A 20,700-nucleotide genomic window follows, 5' to 3' on the forward strand; every position below is an offset into this window, starting at 1 on the left:
GTTTAGTTCTGCATTCTTTGTCAAAGGAAAATTTTCCGCAGAATTCCATTTTTACATGATCAGGATTTCCCAGTATTCTTAGACCATTGTTCCAGGCTGTATTTATATACAGCCTCTAATGATTTGCAGACCATTTCCAGCCCCTGCTTCAAATCCTCCAGATGACTATCAAGATCCTCCAGCTGTATTTTGTCATGGAGCCCCTGATGTCGCTGCCACAAATCATCTTGCATTTCAGCATTCATATAATGGATTTCGGCATTGCGGCGCTTGCGCAGGTTCTGCAGTGGCTCCCGGTAAGAGTTCTTAATGTTCTCCAGTTGATCGGCTAGCGCAGCATGTTCCCTGTGAGTAAGAAATTCCCGGAGTACCGTGAAATAGGAGAAGTGGGTTTTAACCCTGGATGTATTAAGATCATAAATACTGTTCAATACCGTTCCAAGCTTGTCCAGCAAAGAGAAGACACGAATAAATCCGTTTTTATAAAAATACACATATCGCGCATATTCGCCCTGCTCGGCCACCGACATATCATCCATATACCCAGCCTTTACGGATTTTCGATAAAAGGTAGCGGCAAACCAACTCTGCTCCAATTCATCTAATGAGACGATCAGGCCGCGAGTCCAGATCTCAAGCTTCCGGTACTCATGATCACGGTCCTCATACTTGTTTATTTCCTTGCGCAGCTGCGATGTGAATTCCGCCATATGTTCCATCGCCTCAGCGAGCACACCGCTGTTCACACGGGGTGATTCCCCCAGCAATATCCGCAGCATATGTTCTCCTCCTTAGCCTACTTCGAATGCAGTGATTCAAATATGAATGTTAAGCTAAGATCCTGATCTTTCCGCAGTTACTTCAACCATCGACGCAAAGTACTGTGTCTCTAGGTTATTGTCCCACCCTGCAAGCCACTCTATCCATCCCTGTTTCCCTTGCTAAGCTGCCATACCCGTACGCTCATATAACACAGTACACCGAATAGTCCGGCAATTAGCAAAATGTGAGCAAGAGCGGCAAAGATGTAGAGCTTATCATTCCCAAGCGTATACACAACCGCCGCCCCGCTAAACACCTGCATCAGGCATAGCAGAACCGCTGCAACCCCCAGCATTCTCAGCTCTCTGTGGTCCTTCTGCTTCCAGAAAGCCAAATGTCCCAGCAATGCCGTTAACATAAACAGCAGCAAAGCCGCTATCCGGTGTGTGAACACTACCCCAACGCCCCCCGATAGCTCGGGAATCCACTCCCCATTACAAAGTGGCCAGCCAGAGCAGCCCCCTTGGGAGTCGGTATGGCTAACAAACGCCCCTATGTAGACAACGATGTAAGAATAAATTGTCGTGAACCAAGTCAAATTGCGAAAAGAAATACTTACCGGCTTGCCGGGCAAAGGAAGAGCGTCGCCTTCTTCATGTCTTCTTTTGGACCCTAGCGCCAACATCAGGGAACTGGCAAACGCAATTAGTGAGAATCCCATATGCAGCGCCATTACGGCTGCAGACTGGGATCTAAGTACTGCAAGCGCTCCCATTCCGCCTTGTACAATTACAAAGAGCAGCGTCATCCAGGCATACACTAACAGATCGCGCCGCTGACGCGCATAACGCCAGAAGGCAAACATGGAGGCAAGCGAGAGCATACCCGCCAGTCCGCTGAATAAGCGGTGGGTATATTCGATCAAGGAGCCTACAGTATATGCAGGAATCAGCTTCCCATGACACAATGGCCATTCATTTCCGCACTCCAGGCCCGAACCCGTTTTGGTTACTACCGCCCCGCCCAGCAGTGCCAGGAACATTACCAGACAGGTTATGTAACTAAGCCACTTCAACTGATTTGTCGTCAAATGTGATCACCCGCATTATGAAATAAATAAGTAAATGAATTACTTTTGCTGGAAAAGTATGAAGTAATGCGTTTCCATTATAACCGAAAAATTGGTGTTTGCGGCAATTGATTCTACTTTTTAGAGAAGAAATGACCTCAGCGTTATCCGATATCTAAAAAAACACCGCTTTGCTCATAAAACGGGCGAAAGCGGTGTCTCCAATATCCATTCATTACTTGTGAATGCTTTGATAAACCTCAAGAGCTGTATTGAGGAAATTCTCGATTTCCTCACGGGATTTGCGCAGCTTGCTCACAAAGCGAACCAGCTCGCGTCCGTCGGTATAGGCCACAAAACTCGGAATGCCGAGAATGTTCTGCTCCTGGCTTACATCGCCAACAGCGTCGACATCCACTTCCACGAGCGTCAGGCGGCCTTGATAATTCTGCTCCACCTCAGGCATAAAGGGATCAATGAACTTGCAGTCGACACACCAGTCGGCTTTGAATACGGCTATTGTCAGCCGGGGCGATTGAATCGCTACCTGAAACTCAGCGGGAGAACTAATCTTATCCATCTAGGGGTCAGTCCCTTCCAATAAAAGATATGTTGCCTGTACCTTTTAAGTGAAGCAAAATGTGACGCGGAAGTCAAATCATCGTACACTCATTTATTCTCTTGCCCGCACACGAGAAGGCTGTAATTTCATCAGTGCGTTCAGCAGCTTCTGCAGAGCACGTGGGTATCCGGCAATTTCCTGCTTGCTGATCACACCTAACACGATAAGCAGTACAAGATAAATAACCACAACTGCTACACCTACCACAAGACAAGTTAGCAAGAAAGCCAGACGTACAGGCATAACATGCGTCAGCAGAATACCAGCTTCATTCAAGCCATAGCCGATGCCCACGGAGACCAGCACCGCAAGCACAAAACCTCCCCAACGCTTACCCATAATCTCGAAAGGTACGATCTTACGTAGCAGACGCAGGTTCAAGTATGTAATCACGATAAAACAGAGTGCCGTTGCAATAACAATTCCGTAGATCCCCATGAACCGGCTGAGCACCAAACTGAAGATAAGCTTCGTGGCGATTCCTCCGAGTACATAAAACATGGAGATTCGGGATTTGCCCATCCCCAGCAATATCGAGTTCGAAGTTGTCATCGTAATTTGAAAAATGGTACCAAGTGTAAGGAGGGCAATAATTCCTGTACCCGTAATCTCTGAGAATAGCAGCCCGTTAATGGAATAAGCGGCAGCAACCAATGACATGACTATCGGTGTTCCAGTTAAAATAGAAATCCGCAGCGCCAGTGTGATCTGCCGTTTCAGGTGAACATCGTCCCGCCGCGCGTAAGCCGCCGAGATGACTGGGATCAGCGAAGTACTGAGCGCAATGGCAAGCACAGGTGGAATTCCCGCGATACTCTGCGCTTTTTGCCCCAGAATTCCTAGCATCTGCGTAGCGCTGGCCTCACCGATCTGCCCACTAAGAAGTGGAACAATCAGGGTAGAATCAATGAAATACACTGCTTGGATCGTCATGGATGATAGCACGATTGGAATGGACAGGCTAAAAATATCCTTATATATCCCAAACATCGGAAGCTTGGCACTAGGCGCTGTGTCTAAATTCTCCAGACGATCCTTCTTCCGAGTCTTCATGATGAAGTAGAGCATGACACCAAAAGCAGCTATACTTCCCAGCACGCTCCCGAAGGAAGCACCCGCTGCCATGATCGGATTTCCGTAGCCTTGCTTGAGCAAAATATAAGCCAGCAAAATTGCTGTGAATACTCTGGCAATCTGCTCCACAATCTGTGAAATACCGCCAGCCATCATATTATTGCGTCCCTGCAGATAACCACGCATCATCGCGATGGCCGGGAACAAGAGGAGCGCAGGCGCAATGGCCTGAATAGCCCTAGTACTCTGTGGTACCTTGGCATGATTCGCGAACCACGGCGCGGCAAAGTACAGCGCCACGCTCATAATGACCCCCATCACCGCAGCAAAAATAAGCGCCGCCCGATAGACCTGCCGCGCTTCATCCGGTCGGTTCAGTGCGTACCGTTCCGACACCATTTTGCTAAGTGTACTGGGAATGCCGGCAGTAGCCAGCGTCAGCAGCATTAAATACACATTGTTGGCTTGTACAAATGCGGCATTCCCGATATCGTCAAACAGATGCTCCAGCGGAACCCGCTGAAAAATACCAAGCACGCGTGCCACGAGTGCCGCTGCAGCCAATATTAGCGTGCCTTTGACAAAAGACTCTTTCTTGGACAAACTGCTTCGCCTTCTTCACTGTAAAATTAATGCAGGCCGATCCAGATGAAAAAGAGGATGACCATTGCTAATTGCAGCACAATCTTGACTACCGTACTGCTGAACAAACCAATTAATGCTCCCACACTAACTTTGGTGGCTTTCCCCGCTGAGGAGCCGACGATCAGTTCGCCAATAAACGCTCCCACAAACGGGCCAATAATCAAACCAAACGCCGGAATGACAAACGGCCCGAATATCAAACCGATGGTGCTGCCGATGACCGAAGCACGCGAGCCGCCGAATTTTTTGACACCCCAAGCTCCAACTACATAATCAGCGATAAAAAGCACCACCACGATCAGTGTCTGGGTAATCCAGAACCAGGCGCCAAAGGAATGGAAGGAAAAGAACCATCCGTATACGAAAAAGGCAAGATAAATCGCAAGCGCACCCGGAAGAATCGGAACCACAGCACCGGCCAACCCGACAGCAAATAAAGCGATAATTAGAATCCAACCCAAGATCGTCAATTCCTTCTCCTCCAATGTCGTTCACTTTACAATATAAATCGTTGAATGACCTCAGCAATGCCATCTTCGTTATTGTTAGCTACAATAGCGTCCGCTTCCTGAAGAACCGTCTCCTGGGCATTGCCCATCGCGACACCAAGACCAACCTGCTGAATTACTGCAAGATCGTTGAGACTGTCTCCGACGGCGATGACTTGGGACATGTCGATGCCGAGCAACTGGCAGACTTCCTTAATTCCTGTCGCTTTGTTAATGCCCAGCGGGTTTATCTCCAGGTTATGCGGTGAGGAATTCGTGATTTCCAGCCCGCCCAAGTCTTGCAGCTCCAGCAGCAGCTTGTGCCGAATGTCATCATCCTCAGTGCTGTACCCGAACTTCAACCATTCCCGGCCCTCTGTATTTCCATCCCAGTTCTCCCGGTTGTGTACTTGCTCCAGAGAGTAAGCCCAGAACCAGATCCCATAACGCTCTGCCATGTCATACAACTGACTCACAAGTTTAGGATCCATTAAGGAACGGCGATACAGCTCATGCGGCGCACGCCACACTTCGCTGCCGTTCACCGTTACCATCGGTGTCTTAAGACCAAGCTGCTTGGCATAAGGCCAAGCACCGTTAAAAGAACGACCTGTGGATAGGCAGACATGAACGCCCGCCTCCACCGCTTTTTGAATCCATTCCACTGTCTTTGGGGTAATGATCTGTTCATCATTCAGCAGGGTTCCATCCATATCCAAGGCAAGCAGGCGGTATTTGGCAGTCATTGCCACCCCTCCATTCTTTGTTGTGCCCATTCAAGAGGGCGATTTTATGGTTGCTGTGTATTCGTTGTTGTATCTGTAGACCCGGCATTGTCTTGTCCATTTGCTGAGGATTGCAAACTTTTCTTAGGCACACCGTTCAGTCCATATTCCCAATCGTAGGCATCAAAGATTTTCCGAGCTACCGGTGCGGCACTACTACCACCCAATCCGCCCTCTGGAATAATTACAGCAACAGCCAGCTTTGGATGTTCACGCGGAGCAAAGGCAATAAACACGCCGTTGTCGATTGTATTTTTAACACCTTTACTATAGGCATCCTGCTGCGAAGTCCCTGTCTTCCGGGCAAAATCATACGGGAATTTATCAAAGCTGCTGACTTTACTGCTCATTCCCTTGATAACTTCTTTCCAATACGAAGGATCGAAATCCACTTTATCCAGTTCTTCACGGCCGAAAGTCTTCACTACCTTGCCGGAGGAATCGGTAATTTTGCTGACCAATTGAGGTTTAATCCGCACACCTTGATTCGCAAGCGTCGAAGCATACTGTGCCAATTGCAGCGTAGTATAGCTACCTTGCTGACCAAATGAAGCGTAGACTAATGCAGATTGAGCACTTCCTGCTTCAGCCTCTTTAAAATAGTTCAGCATTCCTTTGTACTCTTTCGGCAAACCGCTACCGGTTGACACCCCAAGCCCAAATTCCTTCATATATTGATCCCAGACTTCAACACCCTTAGCTCCGTACTGCTCATAAAGCTTCTTACCAACCTTATCGATCATAAAGACGTTAGAGGAGTTCGCAATGGCATCAGCCGGTGATCTAAAGAATCCATAGGCATGACTCCCAGCATTCCTAACCGTGGTTTCATGACCGGCTTTACCAAACTTAGTACTTCCTGAATCTGAATAAGTGGTATGTGTAGTGATGAAACCTTCCTTGAGACCAATAAGCACAGTAAGTGGCTTAATCGTGGACCCTAAGAAAACGGTAGAACTAAAATTATGACCGGAGCTCCCTGAGGAAAACGGGGTAATCGTTCCGTTCTGATAGTTGCCCATAATCTTTTTCCATACATCAGGGTCCATTTTGTCTTGTGTCCACACATTAGTATCGTAATCTGGCATGCTTGCCATGGCTACGACATTCCCGGTATCCACTTCCATCGCCACTGCGTAGCCGGTAACCGCAGACGGATGCAGTTTTCCTTGAACTGTATTCTTGTGCAGCCAGCTGAGCTGTTCGGTAATGGCCTGTTCGGTTTTCATCTGGATATTCTTGTTAATCGTCGTCCAAATGTCATTTCCCTTCACTGGCGGAACTACCTGCTCAATTCTCTCGGCCATGTTCTGCGGGTTGACAGAGATCTCCTGATAACCATTCTGGCCGCGAAGCTCCCGCTGGTATTGAAGCTCCAGCCCGTCATAACCAACAATTTCATCATCCTTGTAGGTCAGGCCGGCAGTGGGGTTGTTCTTCATCTCATTCAAAATATTCTGGTAAATCGGCAAACTGTTGGAGGATCTGAAAGGCTTGATATAGCCAACGGTCTGCACGGCAACAGTGTCTTTATCATAATGACGGTTGCTCTCCTCCACCACGGTAAGTCCAGGGTACTCATCCTTGTGTTCCATGAAGTAAGCTACTTCTTCTTCTGTGAGACCTGACTTGATCCGCCGGGCCATGTACCCGGAATACTTCTTGAAGTACAGGTCCAGTGAATCCAGCACCTCTTCCTTCGTCATGGCTTTGACATCTTTGGCACCGAACTTTGCAAAGTCCGCGACAAGACGGTTAGCCAGATCATCCGACTTGGCCTGAGCAGCAGGTGAAAGTGTCGTCTTCCCAGTCTCCTTGTCGGTTACCTTGGCTGTATATTCCTTGGTCAGTGTAATGTATAGCGATTGAACCGGTGTGGAAAAGGCAAGCTTCTCGCCCCCTGCTGCATAGATCACACCTCGCATGGCTGCAAGCGGCACACTTTTCGTTGCCCGGTTAGTCTCCACCTCGGTCAAGGTTGGGCCTTCTACAAACTGCAGAACCGCAAGACGAATAATAATGACACAAAAAATAATAAACGTGCTGAAGAAAAACACGTTGATCCGTAGGCCAAGGGAACTTTTGCTAGTGGTCTCGTCCTGTGACGAGGCCTGCTTACGGAAAAAGCTCACAGTTTTTCCTCTCCTTTTTCTCTAAGTTGATTATTCTGCCGCGCCGCCCTCAGGAGTCGTGGTGACAATCGGTTGAAGATTCTTCTTCGGTATCCCGTTTAACCCGTATTCCCAATCATAGGCGTCAAATATTTTGCGGGCCACCGGCGCAGCACTATTCGAGCCGAATCCTCCTTCAGGAATCACCACCGCTACGGCAAGCTTGGGCTTGTCACGCGGTGCAAAGGCGATAAAGACACCATTATCGCGCAGCTCCTTTTTGGCTTCCTGCTGGGAGGTTCCTGTCTTCCGGGCAAAATCATAGGGGAAACCCTCGAAGGCGCTGACTTTACTGTTCATCCCCTTCTTAATCTCCTGCCAGAACGATTTGTCAAAGTTCGTTACCTTATTCAGAACTTCACGATTGAATTTGGTAACCGTCTTGCCCTCAGCATCAGTTATTTTGCTTACTAACTGCGGTTTGATCCGCTGTCCTTCATTGGCTAATGTAGCGGCGTATTGCGCCAATTGCAGCGTCGTATAACTCCCCTGCTGGCCGAAGGAGGCGTACACCAGTGCCGCTTGCACACTACCCGCAGCTTCGATGTTGGTGTAGTTGATCTGTCCACGATATTCACCAGGCAGACCACTTTCTGTTAATACACCAAGTCCAAACTCTTTCATATATTTATCCCATACATCAATGCCCTTATTTTTATATTTCTCATACAGCTTCTTGCCGACCATATCGATCATGAACACATTGGACGATTTCTCAATCGCGGTTGCGGGTCCCATTTTCCCATACACGTGGCCTGAGGCATTCCTCACTGTGGTCTCATGACCTGCTTTCCCGAATGAAGTGCTGCCTGTGTCCGTGTACCTGGTCGAAGAGGAGATGAAGCCTTCTTTAAGACCAATAAGCACCGTCAGCGGTTTGACTGTCGAGCCCATTAGTAGCACCGACTGAAGTCCATGCCCGGATAGCCCCGATGCAATCGGCACAATGGTGCCATTCTGGTAATTGTACATCATCTTCTCCCAGGCAGCTGTAGACAGCGTACCTGTTGTCCACACATTTGTATCATAGTCAGGCATACTCGCCATGGCAACGATATTGCCAGTGTCTACCTCCATAGCTACAGCATAGCCGGTCACTGCGGCGGGATGGACCTGTCCTTGTACCGGATTGGTATGCAGCCAACTGATCTGCTCCATGATAGCCTGCTCTGTTTTAAGCTGAATGTTTTTGTTAATCGTTGTCCAGACATTGTTGCCCTTAACCGGGGGAACAACCTTTTCCACCTTTTCCGCCATATTCTGCGGATTGACCGATATCTCCTGATAACCGTTCTTCCCGCGCAGCTCTTTCTGATATTGCAGCTCCAGACCGTCGAAGCCAACGATTTCATCATCTTTGTAGATCAGCCCCGGGTCTGTGTCCTTCTTCATGGCCTGAGCAATATCTTGATAAAAGGCCCGATCATGCGAATAACTAAAAGGTTTGATATAACCAACCGTCTGCACGGCTACTGTATCCTTGTCGTAGTGACGCGTGGTTTCTTCAACAACCTCAAGTCCCGGGTAGTCATCCTTGTGCTCCAAAAAATAGGCGACTTCCTTATTCGTCAGCCCGGTCTTCACCCGGCGGGGAACATAACCGAGTGACTTACGAAAATTCAAATCGAGCGCTTTAAGAACATCCTCGTCTGTCTGCTCCTTGACGGCAGGATCACCATATTTCTTGAAATCGGCCACGAGGCGAGCAACGAGATCATTCGACTTCGCCTGGGCCTCCGGCGTCAAAACCGATTTGCCCGAGACTTTATCAAGGATCTTGGCCGTATACTCCTTGGTTAATGTAATATACATGGAATACACCGAAGTGGAGTAAGCGAGACTCTCGCCCCCTGCTGCATAGATGTTCCCACGCAAAGCAGCAAGCGGTACATTCTTCGTGTTGCGATCAGACTCTACTTCAGTCAATGTCGGACCTTCAACAAATTGCACAATCGCAAGTCTAACGATGATCACGCAGAAAATAATAAACGTGCCAAAAAAGAACAGGTTGATCCGCAGACCCGTGAATCCTCTGTTCGGCGTATCATCCGAACCGGGTCTCTGTCTACGAAACTGACTCACAGCCCTCTCTCCTAACAATAGATAAAATATGGCACAGAAATGTAGGCCAATCCTATTAATTCTTATGATGAGTAGTCTAGTTAGTCCAGTTTATTGTACCACATCTGTTTAGGCTACGCCTTTACGTCACAGAACACTCCCTCTGATATGCGTGTCGTAGAAATCCTTAGTGTTGAACCAGTTCCCGCTGCTAGCCCAAGTGGGATCGAGGGGGATCCAGGCCTGCTTGTCACTCACGTAGACCTCATTCCAGGCGTGTGGACCGTAGCCCCCCCGCCCATCATACCCCTGGCCAGTCACGACTCGCACCTGAAGGCCCTGCGAACGGGCCATTACGGCATAAAGGCGCGCATAGTCAATACATACACCAAGTCGTGTATTGAACGTATCTTGCGGGCTCTGCTCATGCCAGACCCGATTCTTCTCGTAATTCTCGGCCTTGGCATAATCATAGGCAACCCGCGAACCTACCCAGTCATATAACAACCGGGCCTTCTCCTCTTCCCCTGTTGTCTTTCCGACAATATCAGCAGCAGCCCCAGTGATATCACCGGAAATATCATGATCGATAATCTCGTATTTACGACGGAGAATATCATTCATCTCTGCCGCGACTGCCTGAGTTAGAATCGGCAGCTTACTATGGACCGTATCGCCGGCAAAAGGCTCAATAACAGCGGCGGCACTTTGACTATAGACTGGAGAAGATTCCACATAACGACTGAAGCTGCTATCTGGGCTCAGTGCAACGCCGATGAACAGTACGGCTACCAATATGAGTCCCCGTGCCATCCCGATCAGTAGTCCAACGCCTGCTCCGCCCAAACGGCTTAGTGCAGTAACCTTCTTCTCCCCTCTACGATGACCACTGCGCTGAAACGGAAGCAAAACAACAACAACCCCTAGCAACAGACGGATCAAGCTGTAACAGAGCAGAAGCACCAGTAGAAATCTCACAACCGGAGAACCCGACAGAACGGAAATGGCCGTATAATAAAGCTGCTGCCATCTTGTCAGCTCGTTGTCCGTGTATTTCACGCCCGAAGCCCACGCTTCGACAAGCGGTGAGAAATAAGCCGCTGCCGGAACGGCCAGAAGAAGCGCGACAAGTGTTGATATCCCCGCACCCAAAAGGCCAAACAGCCTGCTTGTCGAACGTGAAAATCCTCTACCCCAGCCCTGCAAGAGGGAGAAGGCAACAATAAGCAGTAGGATGATGGAGATTACGTTGGCATCAGCTACGCTTTTTATCCATCCATTGAGCATGTCCTCTCCCCCTTTCGTTAGCCATAGCGTCTCTTGATAAATATCTGTCTCTCTTTACTTCCCAGCTGTATTTTGTTTACGTGCAGCATCAATAAAAGTTTTTGTTGTATCATTAATACTCCATTTCCCCAGCCCAACACCGCGGAAGGTAACTTCCACCTTGTCCTCCCCGGCCTTCCCTTTGACTTCAAGATTCGGAGTAGTGATTGTAAATGTGCCATCCCCGCCGGAGGTATACTTGGCGTCCTTAGCCTCCTTAAGCATAACGTCCTGCGCTTCGCTTTTTAAGGTGCTCAGTGTGCTATCGGCCACTTTGTTCACAGCGTTCCCGATCTGATCCATTGTAACCCCGCTGTAGATAAACAACCCGGCGATGATAACAATGACTATCGCCCATTTCAGAACCGTCTTGACCAGATTGACCACAGCGAATAGCAGCACAAGCGCAATAACGATGACTAGCCAATTCTCTCTAATAAACTGTGACCACACCTCTGTATTCATCAACTTCACAACACCCCAATCTACTTTAATATTGATTATTATACATGATGTAATCTCAGAATTCATGGTTCCCCGGCTGTACCACAGCACGGCGGCGGCGCAGTTGTCACATCGATGGTTGATATTATAAAAAAGCGGTATAAGCCCTGCCTGGCCCACGTAAAGTACAAGTAGCTGCTATTTTGTTTTGCAGATGAACTATTCGAATACGCCTGCCCTGCAATCCCTATGTTGCGACAGGCCCGGAGGTGTTGCATGTGAAAACTGCGCTGTGGCTCTACTTGTTCCTTTTTTTAGCCTTCTTCGACTTACACGCCCAATATCCCGTGCTGACGCCGTTTGCCATATCACTTGGCGCCGGCCCCGCCTTTATCGGCTGGATGATGGGCATGTATTCACTGACCCACCTTCCCGGCAATCTGCTGGCCGGAGTGCTTGTGGATCGTAACGGAAGCCGCAGGTATATCGTCTTCAGCCTGGTAACTGCCGGTGTGCTCCTGCTACTGCAGGCGCATGCGCAGCTCCCTTGGCATCTGCTGCTGCTGCGCGCAGCAAGCGGATTCGCGCTGGCTTTCCTGTCCCCGGCCTGTATGACACTGCTGGCCTCGCTCTCTTCGGATTCGGCCACTCAAGGCAAGTACATGTCCGGTCATGGCATCGTGCATACGCTCGCCTCCGTCATCTCTCCCGCCGCCGGTGCGTTTATCGTCGCCAAAGCCGGATTCTCGGGTACATTCAGCAGTCTGGGATGGCTGTTGATTCTGACAGGCTTCATGGCCTTCTTCAGTGTCCCCAAGCATGTACAGACCCGGGCAGCTAATCCTTTGGTTTCTACAGAAGCAGATCTGGAAGCCTCCCAAATAACAAAAACGAGTCCTCCTTCGGACAACGCCAATTTCGTCAAGCCCTCCAAACGCTATTATCTGCTGCCGTTTTTCGTCTCCTGTTCCCAGGGAGTACTGTTCTTTGAGCTTCCGCTCTCACAAAATGGGGGTCGGGACATTCTCTCCACAGGCCTGCTGCTCTCACTTCTGAGTTTGGGGGCTCTCGTGACACTCAGCATGTTTTTCCTACATCGGCTGACACCCTCTGGCAGAATAGCCACATCACTGCTCGGCATGGCAATCTGCTTCTTCGGGCTTGCTGCTTTCGGCAATATTCCACCCGGCCTCTTCTTATTCCTGATGGGCGCTGCCAAGGGTGTGCTATTTCCCGCGATGGCCTCGCTGTTCATTAGCCTTGGTGGTCCAGGACGGCTCGGCAGAACGTTCTCCATGCAATCTATCGCCATGTCCCTCGGTGCATTCGCAGGTCCTGTCGCTGCCGGTCAACTGCGGGGTATTGTCTCCCCTTACTTTATTGCCTTCTTGCTACTGATGACCGCACTTCTCCTGCTTCCGCCAAAGAGTACAAAGCTCAACCCTGCCTACAAGGCGGGCCTGAACGGACGTGCGGCCTAAAGCCTAACTAACTGGCTCTCAATACGTTTTATTTGGGGATCTTCACAGTCGCCGGGGGACTTTTCACATACAATAAAATGTATTTACCGATCAAAGACCAGAAAGCGTGATTAGGTCAAAGGTGCGTGAGCATTGTCATTAGCGCTGGTCCAGGCTAGGTATCTCTGGTTTTCTGGACATCCACGGGCATTATTCTGGTGTTGTACATTCTTTTGGTAATCATCCTCCACGCTGGAGTATTCTAAAATCTGCCACAGAAAGCGCTTTTGTCGTATTCTCAATCATCCAGGCATATCACCTGGGTGATTGTTTGCTTTTGCGACATTTCCCGGGGAATGATTACATACCAGCGTTTGATCCTGTTAAAAATAGCAAAGCTTAGGTAAAATATATGCGTATGCGACAGGATTATCGCTTCGGAGGTGACGAACTGAATATGTCCATCACAATCATTGTCGAGGGCAAAAATGACCGCAGCAGGTTACGGCGGATCTTAATACCTGAAGTTGATATTCTCTGTACCTTTGGCACCCTGAACACCCTCAAGCTGGAGAATCTGCGCCAACAGGTCGGGGATAGTGAAGTCTATCTGTACATGGACAACGACAGTTCCGGTAAAAAGATCCGTGGTGTGCTTCGCGATGCTTTTCCCGATGCTGGTCATATCTATACCCGACGGGGATATGCAGGGGTAGAAGGTACGCCGGACGAGTATAACATCACTCAGCTCGAAAAAGCAGGCCTGGAGGAATTTATCATCTATCCAGAACCCCTGCCATACTAAGAATAGAAATCAAACCAAAAACGCCTTCTTTGTTCTCCCTTCTCATGAGAAGGCGAGCAGCAAAAAAGGCGTTTTTAGGTAATCTGTGATTATTCTGTTACTCGCGGGCCAAATCTTTCACGGCAGCGGCCAAGAATTCAGGGGTAACGTTATCACTATCCCCAGCATCGTATAACGCTCTAAGGCGGTTCTCCCGGTCCACTAGCCCGATCAGATTGGCATGGGCAAAGTTATCCCTGTTATCTCCCGCAATCAGCACCTTAAAGGAATCAGCAGCAATCTTGCGGATCTTCTCCTGATCACCTCGCAGGAAATACCAGCCGTCATAATTAGCATGGAACCGGTCGGCAAAATCCTTAATGGCTTCCCGCGTATCTCTCTTCGGATCGAAAGAAATCGACAAGAACGACACATCCTTGCCAAAGCTACCATCCTTGACCAGTAAATTCTGAGTCTGGGAGAGCATAAATGTCGTTATAGGGCATACATCGGGACAATCCGTGAAAAAGAAGTATACCAGCCGGGCCTTCCCTTGTGTATCTGCAAGCGTCACAGTATCTCCATTCACATTCTCGAGGGAGAAGTCCTGCACTTCCCCGATGACCGGCAATTCTTTGCTCCCTAGCGCCAGGGAATTGAAGGCCAGATAAGCAGCCATGATTAACGCAAGCAGAAGAAGTAGCCAGGTCCATTTATAACGTTTCAAGGTTTGCAAGGACATTCTCCCTTCCATTACAAGTGAGTTGTATTCAGCACCAGCACGATCAAGCTGACTGTCAAATAATTGATGGAAAAGAGGAAATTCTGTTTGGCCCAGACTTCATCATCTTTAGCCTTGAAGCCCTTCAGTGTCAAATACAGCCACATCAGGGACAAGAGACTCGATATAATCAGGTAGAAAATACCTGCATATCCGTAAACATACATCAGAACCGGAATCGGCAGCAGCAGAGCTACGTAAGGAATCATCTGGAACTTAGTGCGCCGAACGCCTTTTACCACAGGTAGCAATGGGAAGCCCGCAGCACGGTACTCTTCCTTGCGGCGGATGCCCAGCGCCCAAAAATGGGGGGGTTGCCACAGGAACAGCATCGCGAATAGCAGCACAGCAGCAAGGTCTACTTGGCCTGTAACCGCTACGTAGCCGATCACCGGTGGCGTAGCTCCCGAAATCGCGCCAACAGAAGTACTCCAAGTGGATGTTCGCTTGAGCCATAGGGTATATACGACAACATAGACGAATACCCCGAGTATTCCGAACAGGCCGGCAAGCATCCCGCAGAACGCAAACAGTACAGCAAGACCGGCAATACCTAGAACAATCCCGTACACCAGAACGGTGCGCGGCTTCAGTCTGCCTGTAGGCAATCCGCGGTCACGAGTCCGTTCCATTTTCATATCCAGGTCCCGGTCAAAATAGTTATTAAATACACAGGCCGAGGCCATTACAAGCATTGTACCTAGCAAAGTTAAAATCAAGCTTCCGTATTGCACATGCCATCCAGAAGCCAACCAAAAACCAGCAAAGGCTGCAATCAGGTTCGATCTGATAATACCTGGCTTCGTCACAGTAATGAAATCACGCCAGCTCGCACCTTTTGGCGGAAGCTTGGCAGACACTGCTGCGGAATCCGAAGAAGCCTGATATCTCCATTGATTATCCACGCGTATTGATCCTCCTTTAAAACAAACTACTAACGTTCCCGACAGAGAAATATACTCTCCGCTGTTAACTTTATCATAACAAACCCCTGAAGAAATTGACAATCATTTGGCCTGATGTTCATGAATTCGACAATTACGTGACGATAATTATTTTATTACAATTTAATAACTAGACATGATTTTGGGTAGTAATGAATAGAAACTTCCGAGCAAAGGAGAACTGAATTATGGATACTGCTACACATGTTGTCATGGGTTTGGGGCTAGCGGGGCTATCCTTCGTTGATCCAGCCGTTGCTTCTGACTCTGTACTTGCCGGAGCTGTTATGGTATCAGTCGTTATTGCGTCACAGGCCCCCGATGCCGATACTGTGTTGCGATTGAAGAGCACTGCGGTGTATATACGCAATCACCGAGGCATTACCCATTCTCTGCCTTTCCTCTTGCTGTGGCCTGCGCTAATCACAATAGTAATCGGACCCTTGTTCGGATTTAGTGATTTTGATGGACTGGGCCACATTGCGCTTTGGAGTTTTATCGGTGTATCCGTACATGTTTTTTCTGATCTATTCAATACTTATGGTACCCAAGCCGCCAGGCCGTTCTCCGAGAAATGGATTGCATGGAACATCATTCACATCTTTGATCCCTTTATCTTCGGCAGTCACACGGCAGCTCTCGTGCTCTGGGTAAGCGGCCTTGTCCCGCCTGCCCCTTTGTTCATTACGCTCTATATTTGTATTGTAATATATTACCTTTGGCGGACCCTCGTCCATTTCCGGCTTTCACGCAGGATCAAGACCAAGGATATCACACATGAACCCGGAGACCACTATTACATAATCCCCACAATCTCGCCCAAACGCTGGAACATCGTTAAAGCCAAGTCTGACGGCAGCTATGATATTGGCCAGTTGCTAGGTGGACAACTTCACTGGTTCAAACATGCAGTAAGCTCCAATCACCCTGCCGTAGCGCATTCGAAGTCCCATCCGGATATTCAGTCCTTCCTGTACTTCACCTCCTATGCCGTCGCAGAGGTAGAAGAATTGCCCTCCGGTTATATTGTACGCTGGGGGGATGTACGTTATTTACACCGCAAGCAATTCCCTTTCGTGGCAGTTCTCGTTATGGATAACGACTATCATCCGTTGAATACGTACGTAGGCTGGCTGAGCAGCGAGAAACTCAACGAACGTTTTGCCAATGACCCCGACTCCATGAACGTGTAGATTCCCTAGAAGCCATGCTTTTCCCCTTGACTCCCTTACCACGAATAAGGCACAATCACCATAAAGCGTTTACAAGATAACGCCCTTCACTATTCATTCCATTAATTTTGCTCCTACGTTGGTGTCAAAATCGTATTAACACAAAAAATCCCGGAACCATATTGATGATCCGGGATGACTTTATCTATTGCCTAAAAGGAGGCTGTAAATTATGGGAAAAGGACTCTCCCTGTGGTTCGCATGCTCGTCCATTCTGCTCCTGACCGCCGCCTCCATCGCGATCAGCTACAGCATCTGGCTGGCACTAGCTCTTGGCTTGGTCTGCATTCTAAACATTGGCTGGGGCTTTATCGTTAAAGCCCGGCGTAGACGGCGGCAGGAAGGCACCACACAAGCTTAACGTTTGTCTATGCCTTCCTGCAGGGATTCTCTGTCCTTATCGGACCGGCAGGAAACCCATACGTTCCTTCACACCAGCCAGCGTCTGTGCAGCCACCACACGGGCGCGCTCAGCACTTTCTGCCAGAATATCGCTCAAGGCACCTGAATTTCTGATTTCGTGGTAGCGCTGCTGTAGTGGCTCAAGGGTCGCCACGACCACCTCAGCGAGCTCTTTCTTGAAACCGCCGTACATTTGGCCTTCGAACCGGTCGGCAATCTGCCCCAGCGACATCCCGGAACATTCCGCATAGATGCTCATCAGATTACTAACTTCTGGCTTGTTCTGTGGATCAAAGACCACTTCACGCCCAGAGTCTGTAGTTGCCCGGCTAATCTTCTTGCGGATAACATCCGGCGGGTCCAAAAGCGAGATAAAGCTGCCAGCATTAGGATTGCTCTTACTCATTTTTTTGGTCCCATCGTCAAGAGACATAATCCGTGCGCCCACTTGCGGGATATACGGTTCGGGAATCGTGAAGTACTCCCCAAAACGGCTGTTGAAGCGCCCTGCCAAATCGCGGGTCAGTTCCAAATGCTGTTTCTGGTCTTCTCCCACCGGTACTAGGTCTGCATTGTAGACCAGAATATCGGCTGCCATCAGCGACGGATAAACGAACAAGCCTGCTCCTACAGAATCCTTGCCGGAGGATTTATCCTTGAACTGAGTCATCCGCTCCAACTCGCCCATTGCGGTCAGGGTTGTCATGATCCAACCAAGCTCAGCATGCTGAGGAACATGAGACTGGAGATACACATTGGAACGTGCCGGATCAATTCCTGCTGCAATAAACAGCGCTGCTACCGACTCCGATTGCTCGCGCAGTGCTGCAGGCTCTTGAGCTACTGTAATGGCGTGCAAATCCACCACCATGAAATAACATTCATGTTCTTCCTGCAGCTTCACGAAATTCTTCATCGCTCCAATATAGTTCCCGAGTGTCAATGTACCGCTAGGCTGAATGCCCGATAATACTTTTTTAGCCATGCTAATCCCTCCATGTAATGTATTTCCGAATGACATGCAATGTGTTATGAACGCAAAAAAGGCCCCACCCCGCAAGGGACGTGAGACCGTGGTGCCACCCTTATTCGCCGCATCTGTCCTTTATCAAGGGACAACAGCAGCCTTAAGCTTCCGTTAACGGGGAAGAACCGGCCGGACTACTTGGGAGACGTATGCTCCTGTTCAAACTCGGCGCTCGGAGGTCCATTCACCAGAAGAATTCCACCGGTTCGCATCATCCACCGGCTTTCTGAAGGTTCATCATCTGACTACTTGTCCCCGTCATCACATTGCCTTTATTATTGAATGAGTTCATCATGAACGATGCGGAGAGGTTTGTCAATTCCCTTAACCCAGGGCCGCATAAATCTGTTATGATAAGGTTATCCGCGTTCTATTCCGATTACAGCTACAATAAAGGAGCATATCTCATGAAACAGGTGACCAAAGGGCAGTGGGGCGGTTATGATACTTACATTTTGCACAGCCGCGAACTGGAAGTCACGCTTTTGCCGCGACTTGGAAATAACGTGATAGCCTTGAAGGACCTCAAGGAAGAACGGCAAATTCTGCGACGGCCTGAAGAAAGCGACCTAGATTTTTTTATGCAAAAGCCATATCATTTTGGCATTCCGCTCTTGATCCCACCAGGACGCATTCGCAAAGGACAATTTCAATTTGACGGGGCAAGTTACCAATTCGACCAGAATACCGCGGGTGACAATCATATTCACGGCCTGCACAGAACACAGGCATGGTGTGTTAGTGACATTGAAGAAGACGAGGATGGCTGCGCCGTAACGACGGAGTTCAACACTGTGGACGATCCACACTGGATGGAGCAGTTGCCTGTGCCACTCAAATTCGAAATGACATTTCGACTGCAGGATGCCAAGCTGAAACAGATTCTTAAAGTAACTAACCTCGGTGAACAGCGCATCCCGTTCGGGCTCGGCTATCACACTTGGTTTATGATTGATGGAGAACCTGAACGCTGGAATCTCAAACTGCCTGTAGAAGGCATCTATGAGCTGAATGAGGAATTGCTGCCAAGCGGCAATCTGCTTCCTCTCGGAGATCTTAAGGACCTCAACGAGGGAAAGAACATTCAGGGAACCAACTTTGACACAGCTCTGCGAATCGGTAAAAATCAGCCTGTAGAGGCACTATTACTACGCGATGATGGCTACGGACTACGTTATACAGCTGACGAGAACCTCTTCCGTCACTGGGTGCTTTATACAAAAGGACCGGCTGATCAATTCCTCTGCATCGAACCCTATACATGGTTACCTGATGCGCCGAATGTATCGCCAGATCCTGAGTTCACCGGTCTGTTGACACTGGAACCGGGGCACAGCATTGAGCTGTCAACCACACTCGAAATGATCCATCCTAATCATTAATAACCATTATCCGCCCAAGCGATCTTCCCCTGCATACTGCAGGAGAGGATCGCTTTTTTGACTTTCTACGGCGGATTAGAAATAACATCTCTTTTAAAACCAATCCGAACTAACTAAAAATTACCAGCCTTAAAACCTTTCGAAAAGGTGCATGAATTCATCTCCTAGCGCTCATACTATCTTCACAACGGGCGAAGGAGGTGACAAACATGGGTCAAGCAGGTCAAAGCCAAGGTCGTGGTAGTCGTTCCAATAACCTGGTCGTTCCTCAAGCAAACGCTGCTTTGCAACAACTGAAATATGAAGCAGCTCAAGAGCTTGGTGTAACCATCCCTCAAGACGGTTATTACGGAAACTACACTTCCCGCGAAACCGGTTCTTTGGGAGGATACATCACCAAACGTCTCGTACAACTGGCAGAGCAACAATTGTCCGGTCGTTCGAACTAGTCGCACCCTTATCTTAAACGCCTTACTTGGTTAGGCTAACAGCCTATCCTACAAAGCTTCCCAGCCCTCTTGCGCTTCTCTAAACAGAAGCGTGAGGGGGCTTTTTAGTATTTCGATAATACATTCCCTATTGTCCATCAACCCAGGAATTGATCCTGTGCTTCGGATTGCGAATTGCGGGGATAACGGATCATCAGATTCGCCATATTGTAATTAGACTCCAGTGTAGCATCCACGATAACCATCCCCTGCCGAACAGCAAATTCATAGCTGATCTCACCGTGGGTCCACCGCCGTTTATATTTAAGGCTTTCCAGCGCCATCAACCGGAAAGAAGCCTGCTGATCGGACGTCAATCCTTCTGCTTCAGCAGCAAAGGTACCTTTTCTTCCGGATAAAGGAAGATGGCGAATACCAAACTTTCCAATGACATTATTTCGTATTTGCACAAATACCGTGCCGGAAGACAAACCTGATAGTTCTTCTTGCAATTCCTTGAACACCAGATCGATCTGTCGCGCCAGCGATAGTTGCTCCGTCTTCATCATAAATTTCCTCCTCAGTTATCTTCCTAGCACGCCTTATATAAGGCTTAGGACTCAATTATAGGTTAATTACAGCAATTCATACAACATTTTTCAACATAATTGGTCAATATTTACTATAAATGCGTATTTTTCATATCCATAATTATTATTGTTCCTATAAAACTGATCATTTTCGACAATATACATGTAAAAAAAGACCCTCATTCGAGGGTCTTTTCGCATTAATACCTTATTATATTCGACT

21 protein-coding genes are annotated in these 20,700 nt (G+C 48.7%); 7 read left to right on the top strand and 14 right to left on the bottom strand.

Going from position 1 to position 20,700, the window contains the following annotated elements; all coding sequences use genetic code 11:
- Positions 1-59: 59 nt before the first annotated feature.
- The 10 genes from ACFVRY_RS19960 to ACFVRY_RS20005 form a co-directional block, all read right to left on the bottom strand.
- Positions 60-779, bottom strand: coding sequence for a Cthe_2314 family HEPN domain-containing protein (locus tag ACFVRY_RS19960; RefSeq protein WP_387502040.1), 720 nt, complete (start codon positions 777-779; stop codon positions 60-62).
- Between the two features lie 140 nt (positions 780-919).
- Positions 920-1,852, bottom strand: a complete 933-nt coding sequence (locus tag ACFVRY_RS19965) for a COX15/CtaA family protein (protein ID WP_387502041.1) — start codon at positions 1,850-1,852, stop codon at positions 920-922.
- Positions 1,853-2,066: 214 nt separating this feature from the next.
- Positions 2,067-2,411: a thioredoxin family protein gene (locus ACFVRY_RS19970; protein WP_387502042.1), complete on the bottom strand. Its 345-nt coding sequence runs from the start codon at positions 2,409-2,411 to the stop codon at positions 2,067-2,069.
- 93 nt (positions 2,412-2,504) lie between these two features.
- Positions 2,505-4,130: a putative polysaccharide biosynthesis protein gene (locus ACFVRY_RS19975; RefSeq protein WP_387502043.1), complete on the bottom strand. Its 1,626-nt coding sequence runs from the start codon at positions 4,128-4,130 to the stop codon at positions 2,505-2,507.
- Positions 4,131-4,156: 26 nt separating this feature from the next.
- A complete protein-coding gene (locus tag ACFVRY_RS19980) occupies positions 4,157-4,642 on the bottom strand; it encodes a DUF456 domain-containing protein (protein ID WP_387502044.1) in 486 nt (161 codons plus the stop codon).
- A 26-nt stretch (positions 4,643-4,668) separates the two neighbouring features.
- Positions 4,669-5,406: a Cof-type HAD-IIB family hydrolase gene (locus ACFVRY_RS19985; RefSeq protein ID WP_387502045.1), complete on the bottom strand. Its 738-nt coding sequence runs from the start codon at positions 5,404-5,406 to the stop codon at positions 4,669-4,671.
- Between the two features lie 44 nt (positions 5,407-5,450).
- Entirely contained in the window at positions 5,451-7,577 is a 2,127-nt protein-coding gene (locus tag ACFVRY_RS19990) for a peptidoglycan D,D-transpeptidase FtsI family protein (RefSeq protein WP_387502046.1), read from the bottom strand.
- Positions 7,578-7,607: 30 nt separating this feature from the next.
- Positions 7,608-9,698, bottom strand: coding sequence for a peptidoglycan D,D-transpeptidase FtsI family protein (locus ACFVRY_RS19995; RefSeq protein WP_387502047.1), 2,091 nt, complete (start codon positions 9,696-9,698; stop codon positions 7,608-7,610).
- 126 nt (positions 9,699-9,824) lie between these two features.
- Positions 9,825-10,964, bottom strand: coding sequence for a transglutaminase domain-containing protein (locus ACFVRY_RS20000; RefSeq protein ID WP_387502048.1), 1,140 nt, complete (start codon positions 10,962-10,964; stop codon positions 9,825-9,827).
- A 54-nt stretch (positions 10,965-11,018) separates the two neighbouring features.
- Positions 11,019-11,468: a hypothetical protein gene (locus ACFVRY_RS20005; protein WP_175371445.1), complete on the bottom strand. Its 450-nt coding sequence runs from the start codon at positions 11,466-11,468 to the stop codon at positions 11,019-11,021.
- A gap of 257 nt (positions 11,469-11,725) precedes the next feature.
- Between ACFVRY_RS20005 and ACFVRY_RS20010 the strand changes: the two genes are divergently transcribed.
- The 3 genes from ACFVRY_RS20010 to ACFVRY_RS20020 all read left to right on the top strand — a co-directional run bounded on the left by ACFVRY_RS20010 (position 11,726) and on the right by ACFVRY_RS20020 (position 13,712).
- The gene (locus ACFVRY_RS20010; protein ID WP_387502049.1) at positions 11,726-12,928 is read left to right on the top strand and encodes an MFS transporter; all 1,203 of its coding nucleotides are present in this window, start codon (positions 11,726-11,728) and stop codon (positions 12,926-12,928) included.
- A gap of 164 nt (positions 12,929-13,092) precedes the next feature.
- Positions 13,093-13,173: a YjcZ family sporulation protein gene (locus ACFVRY_RS20015; RefSeq protein WP_387502127.1), complete on the top strand. Its 81-nt coding sequence runs from the start codon at positions 13,093-13,095 to the stop codon at positions 13,171-13,173.
- A 191-nt stretch (positions 13,174-13,364) separates the two neighbouring features.
- Positions 13,365-13,712, top strand: coding sequence for a DNA primase (locus ACFVRY_RS20020; RefSeq protein WP_387502128.1), 348 nt, complete (start codon positions 13,365-13,367; stop codon positions 13,710-13,712).
- 97 nt (positions 13,713-13,809) lie between these two features.
- Here the strand turns inward: ACFVRY_RS20020 and ACFVRY_RS20025 are convergent, their stop codons facing one another.
- Positions 13,810-14,427 carry an SCO family protein gene (locus tag ACFVRY_RS20025; RefSeq protein WP_387502050.1) on the bottom strand — a complete coding sequence of 206 codons (618 nt, stop codon included), beginning with the start codon at positions 14,425-14,427 and terminating at the stop codon, positions 13,810-13,812.
- 17 nt (positions 14,428-14,444) lie between these two features.
- Complete coding sequence (gene cyoE / locus ACFVRY_RS20030; protein WP_387502051.1) at positions 14,445-15,377, bottom strand: heme o synthase; 933 nt, start codon at positions 15,375-15,377, stop codon at positions 14,445-14,447.
- Positions 15,378-15,604: 227 nt separating this feature from the next.
- Here cyoE and ACFVRY_RS20035 point away from each other — a divergent pair, with 227 nt between their 5' ends.
- Together ACFVRY_RS20035 and ACFVRY_RS20040 are read left to right on the top strand one after the other, a co-directional pair.
- Positions 15,605-16,609 carry a metal-dependent hydrolase gene (locus tag ACFVRY_RS20035; RefSeq protein WP_387502052.1) on the top strand — a complete coding sequence of 335 codons (1,005 nt, stop codon included), beginning with the start codon at positions 15,605-15,607 and terminating at the stop codon, positions 16,607-16,609.
- Positions 16,610-16,820: 211 nt separating this feature from the next.
- The gene (locus ACFVRY_RS20040) at positions 16,821-17,009 is read left to right on the top strand and encodes a hypothetical protein (protein WP_387502053.1); all 189 of its coding nucleotides are present in this window, start codon (positions 16,821-16,823) and stop codon (positions 17,007-17,009) included.
- A gap of 36 nt (positions 17,010-17,045) precedes the next feature.
- Here ACFVRY_RS20040 and trpS read toward each other — a convergent pair whose 3' ends face one another.
- The gene (gene trpS, locus ACFVRY_RS20045; protein WP_387502054.1) at positions 17,046-18,035 is read right to left on the bottom strand and encodes a tryptophan--tRNA ligase; all 990 of its coding nucleotides are present in this window, start codon (positions 18,033-18,035) and stop codon (positions 17,046-17,048) included.
- Positions 18,036-18,484: 449 nt separating this feature from the next.
- On the opposite strand from trpS, the gene ACFVRY_RS20050 reads away from it, so the two are divergent.
- On the top strand, positions 18,485-19,459 hold the full coding sequence (locus ACFVRY_RS20050) for an aldose 1-epimerase (protein ID WP_387502056.1): 975 nt from the start codon (positions 18,485-18,487) through the stop codon (positions 19,457-19,459).
- 209 nt (positions 19,460-19,668) lie between these two features.
- Entirely contained in the window at positions 19,669-19,908 is a 240-nt protein-coding gene (locus tag ACFVRY_RS20055) for an alpha/beta-type small acid-soluble spore protein (protein ID WP_066376333.1), read from the top strand.
- 137 nt (positions 19,909-20,045) lie between these two features.
- On the opposite strand, the gene ACFVRY_RS20060 is transcribed toward ACFVRY_RS20055, so the two are convergent.
- Positions 20,046-20,456, bottom strand: coding sequence for an O-methyltransferase (locus ACFVRY_RS20060; RefSeq protein WP_387502058.1), 411 nt, complete (start codon positions 20,454-20,456; stop codon positions 20,046-20,048).
- Positions 20,457-20,700: the final 244 nt, after the last annotated feature.

This window comes from Paenibacillus sp. NPDC057934 (assembly GCF_042887565.1).
GTDB lineage: Bacteria > Bacillota > Bacilli > Paenibacillales > Paenibacillaceae > Paenibacillus_AQ.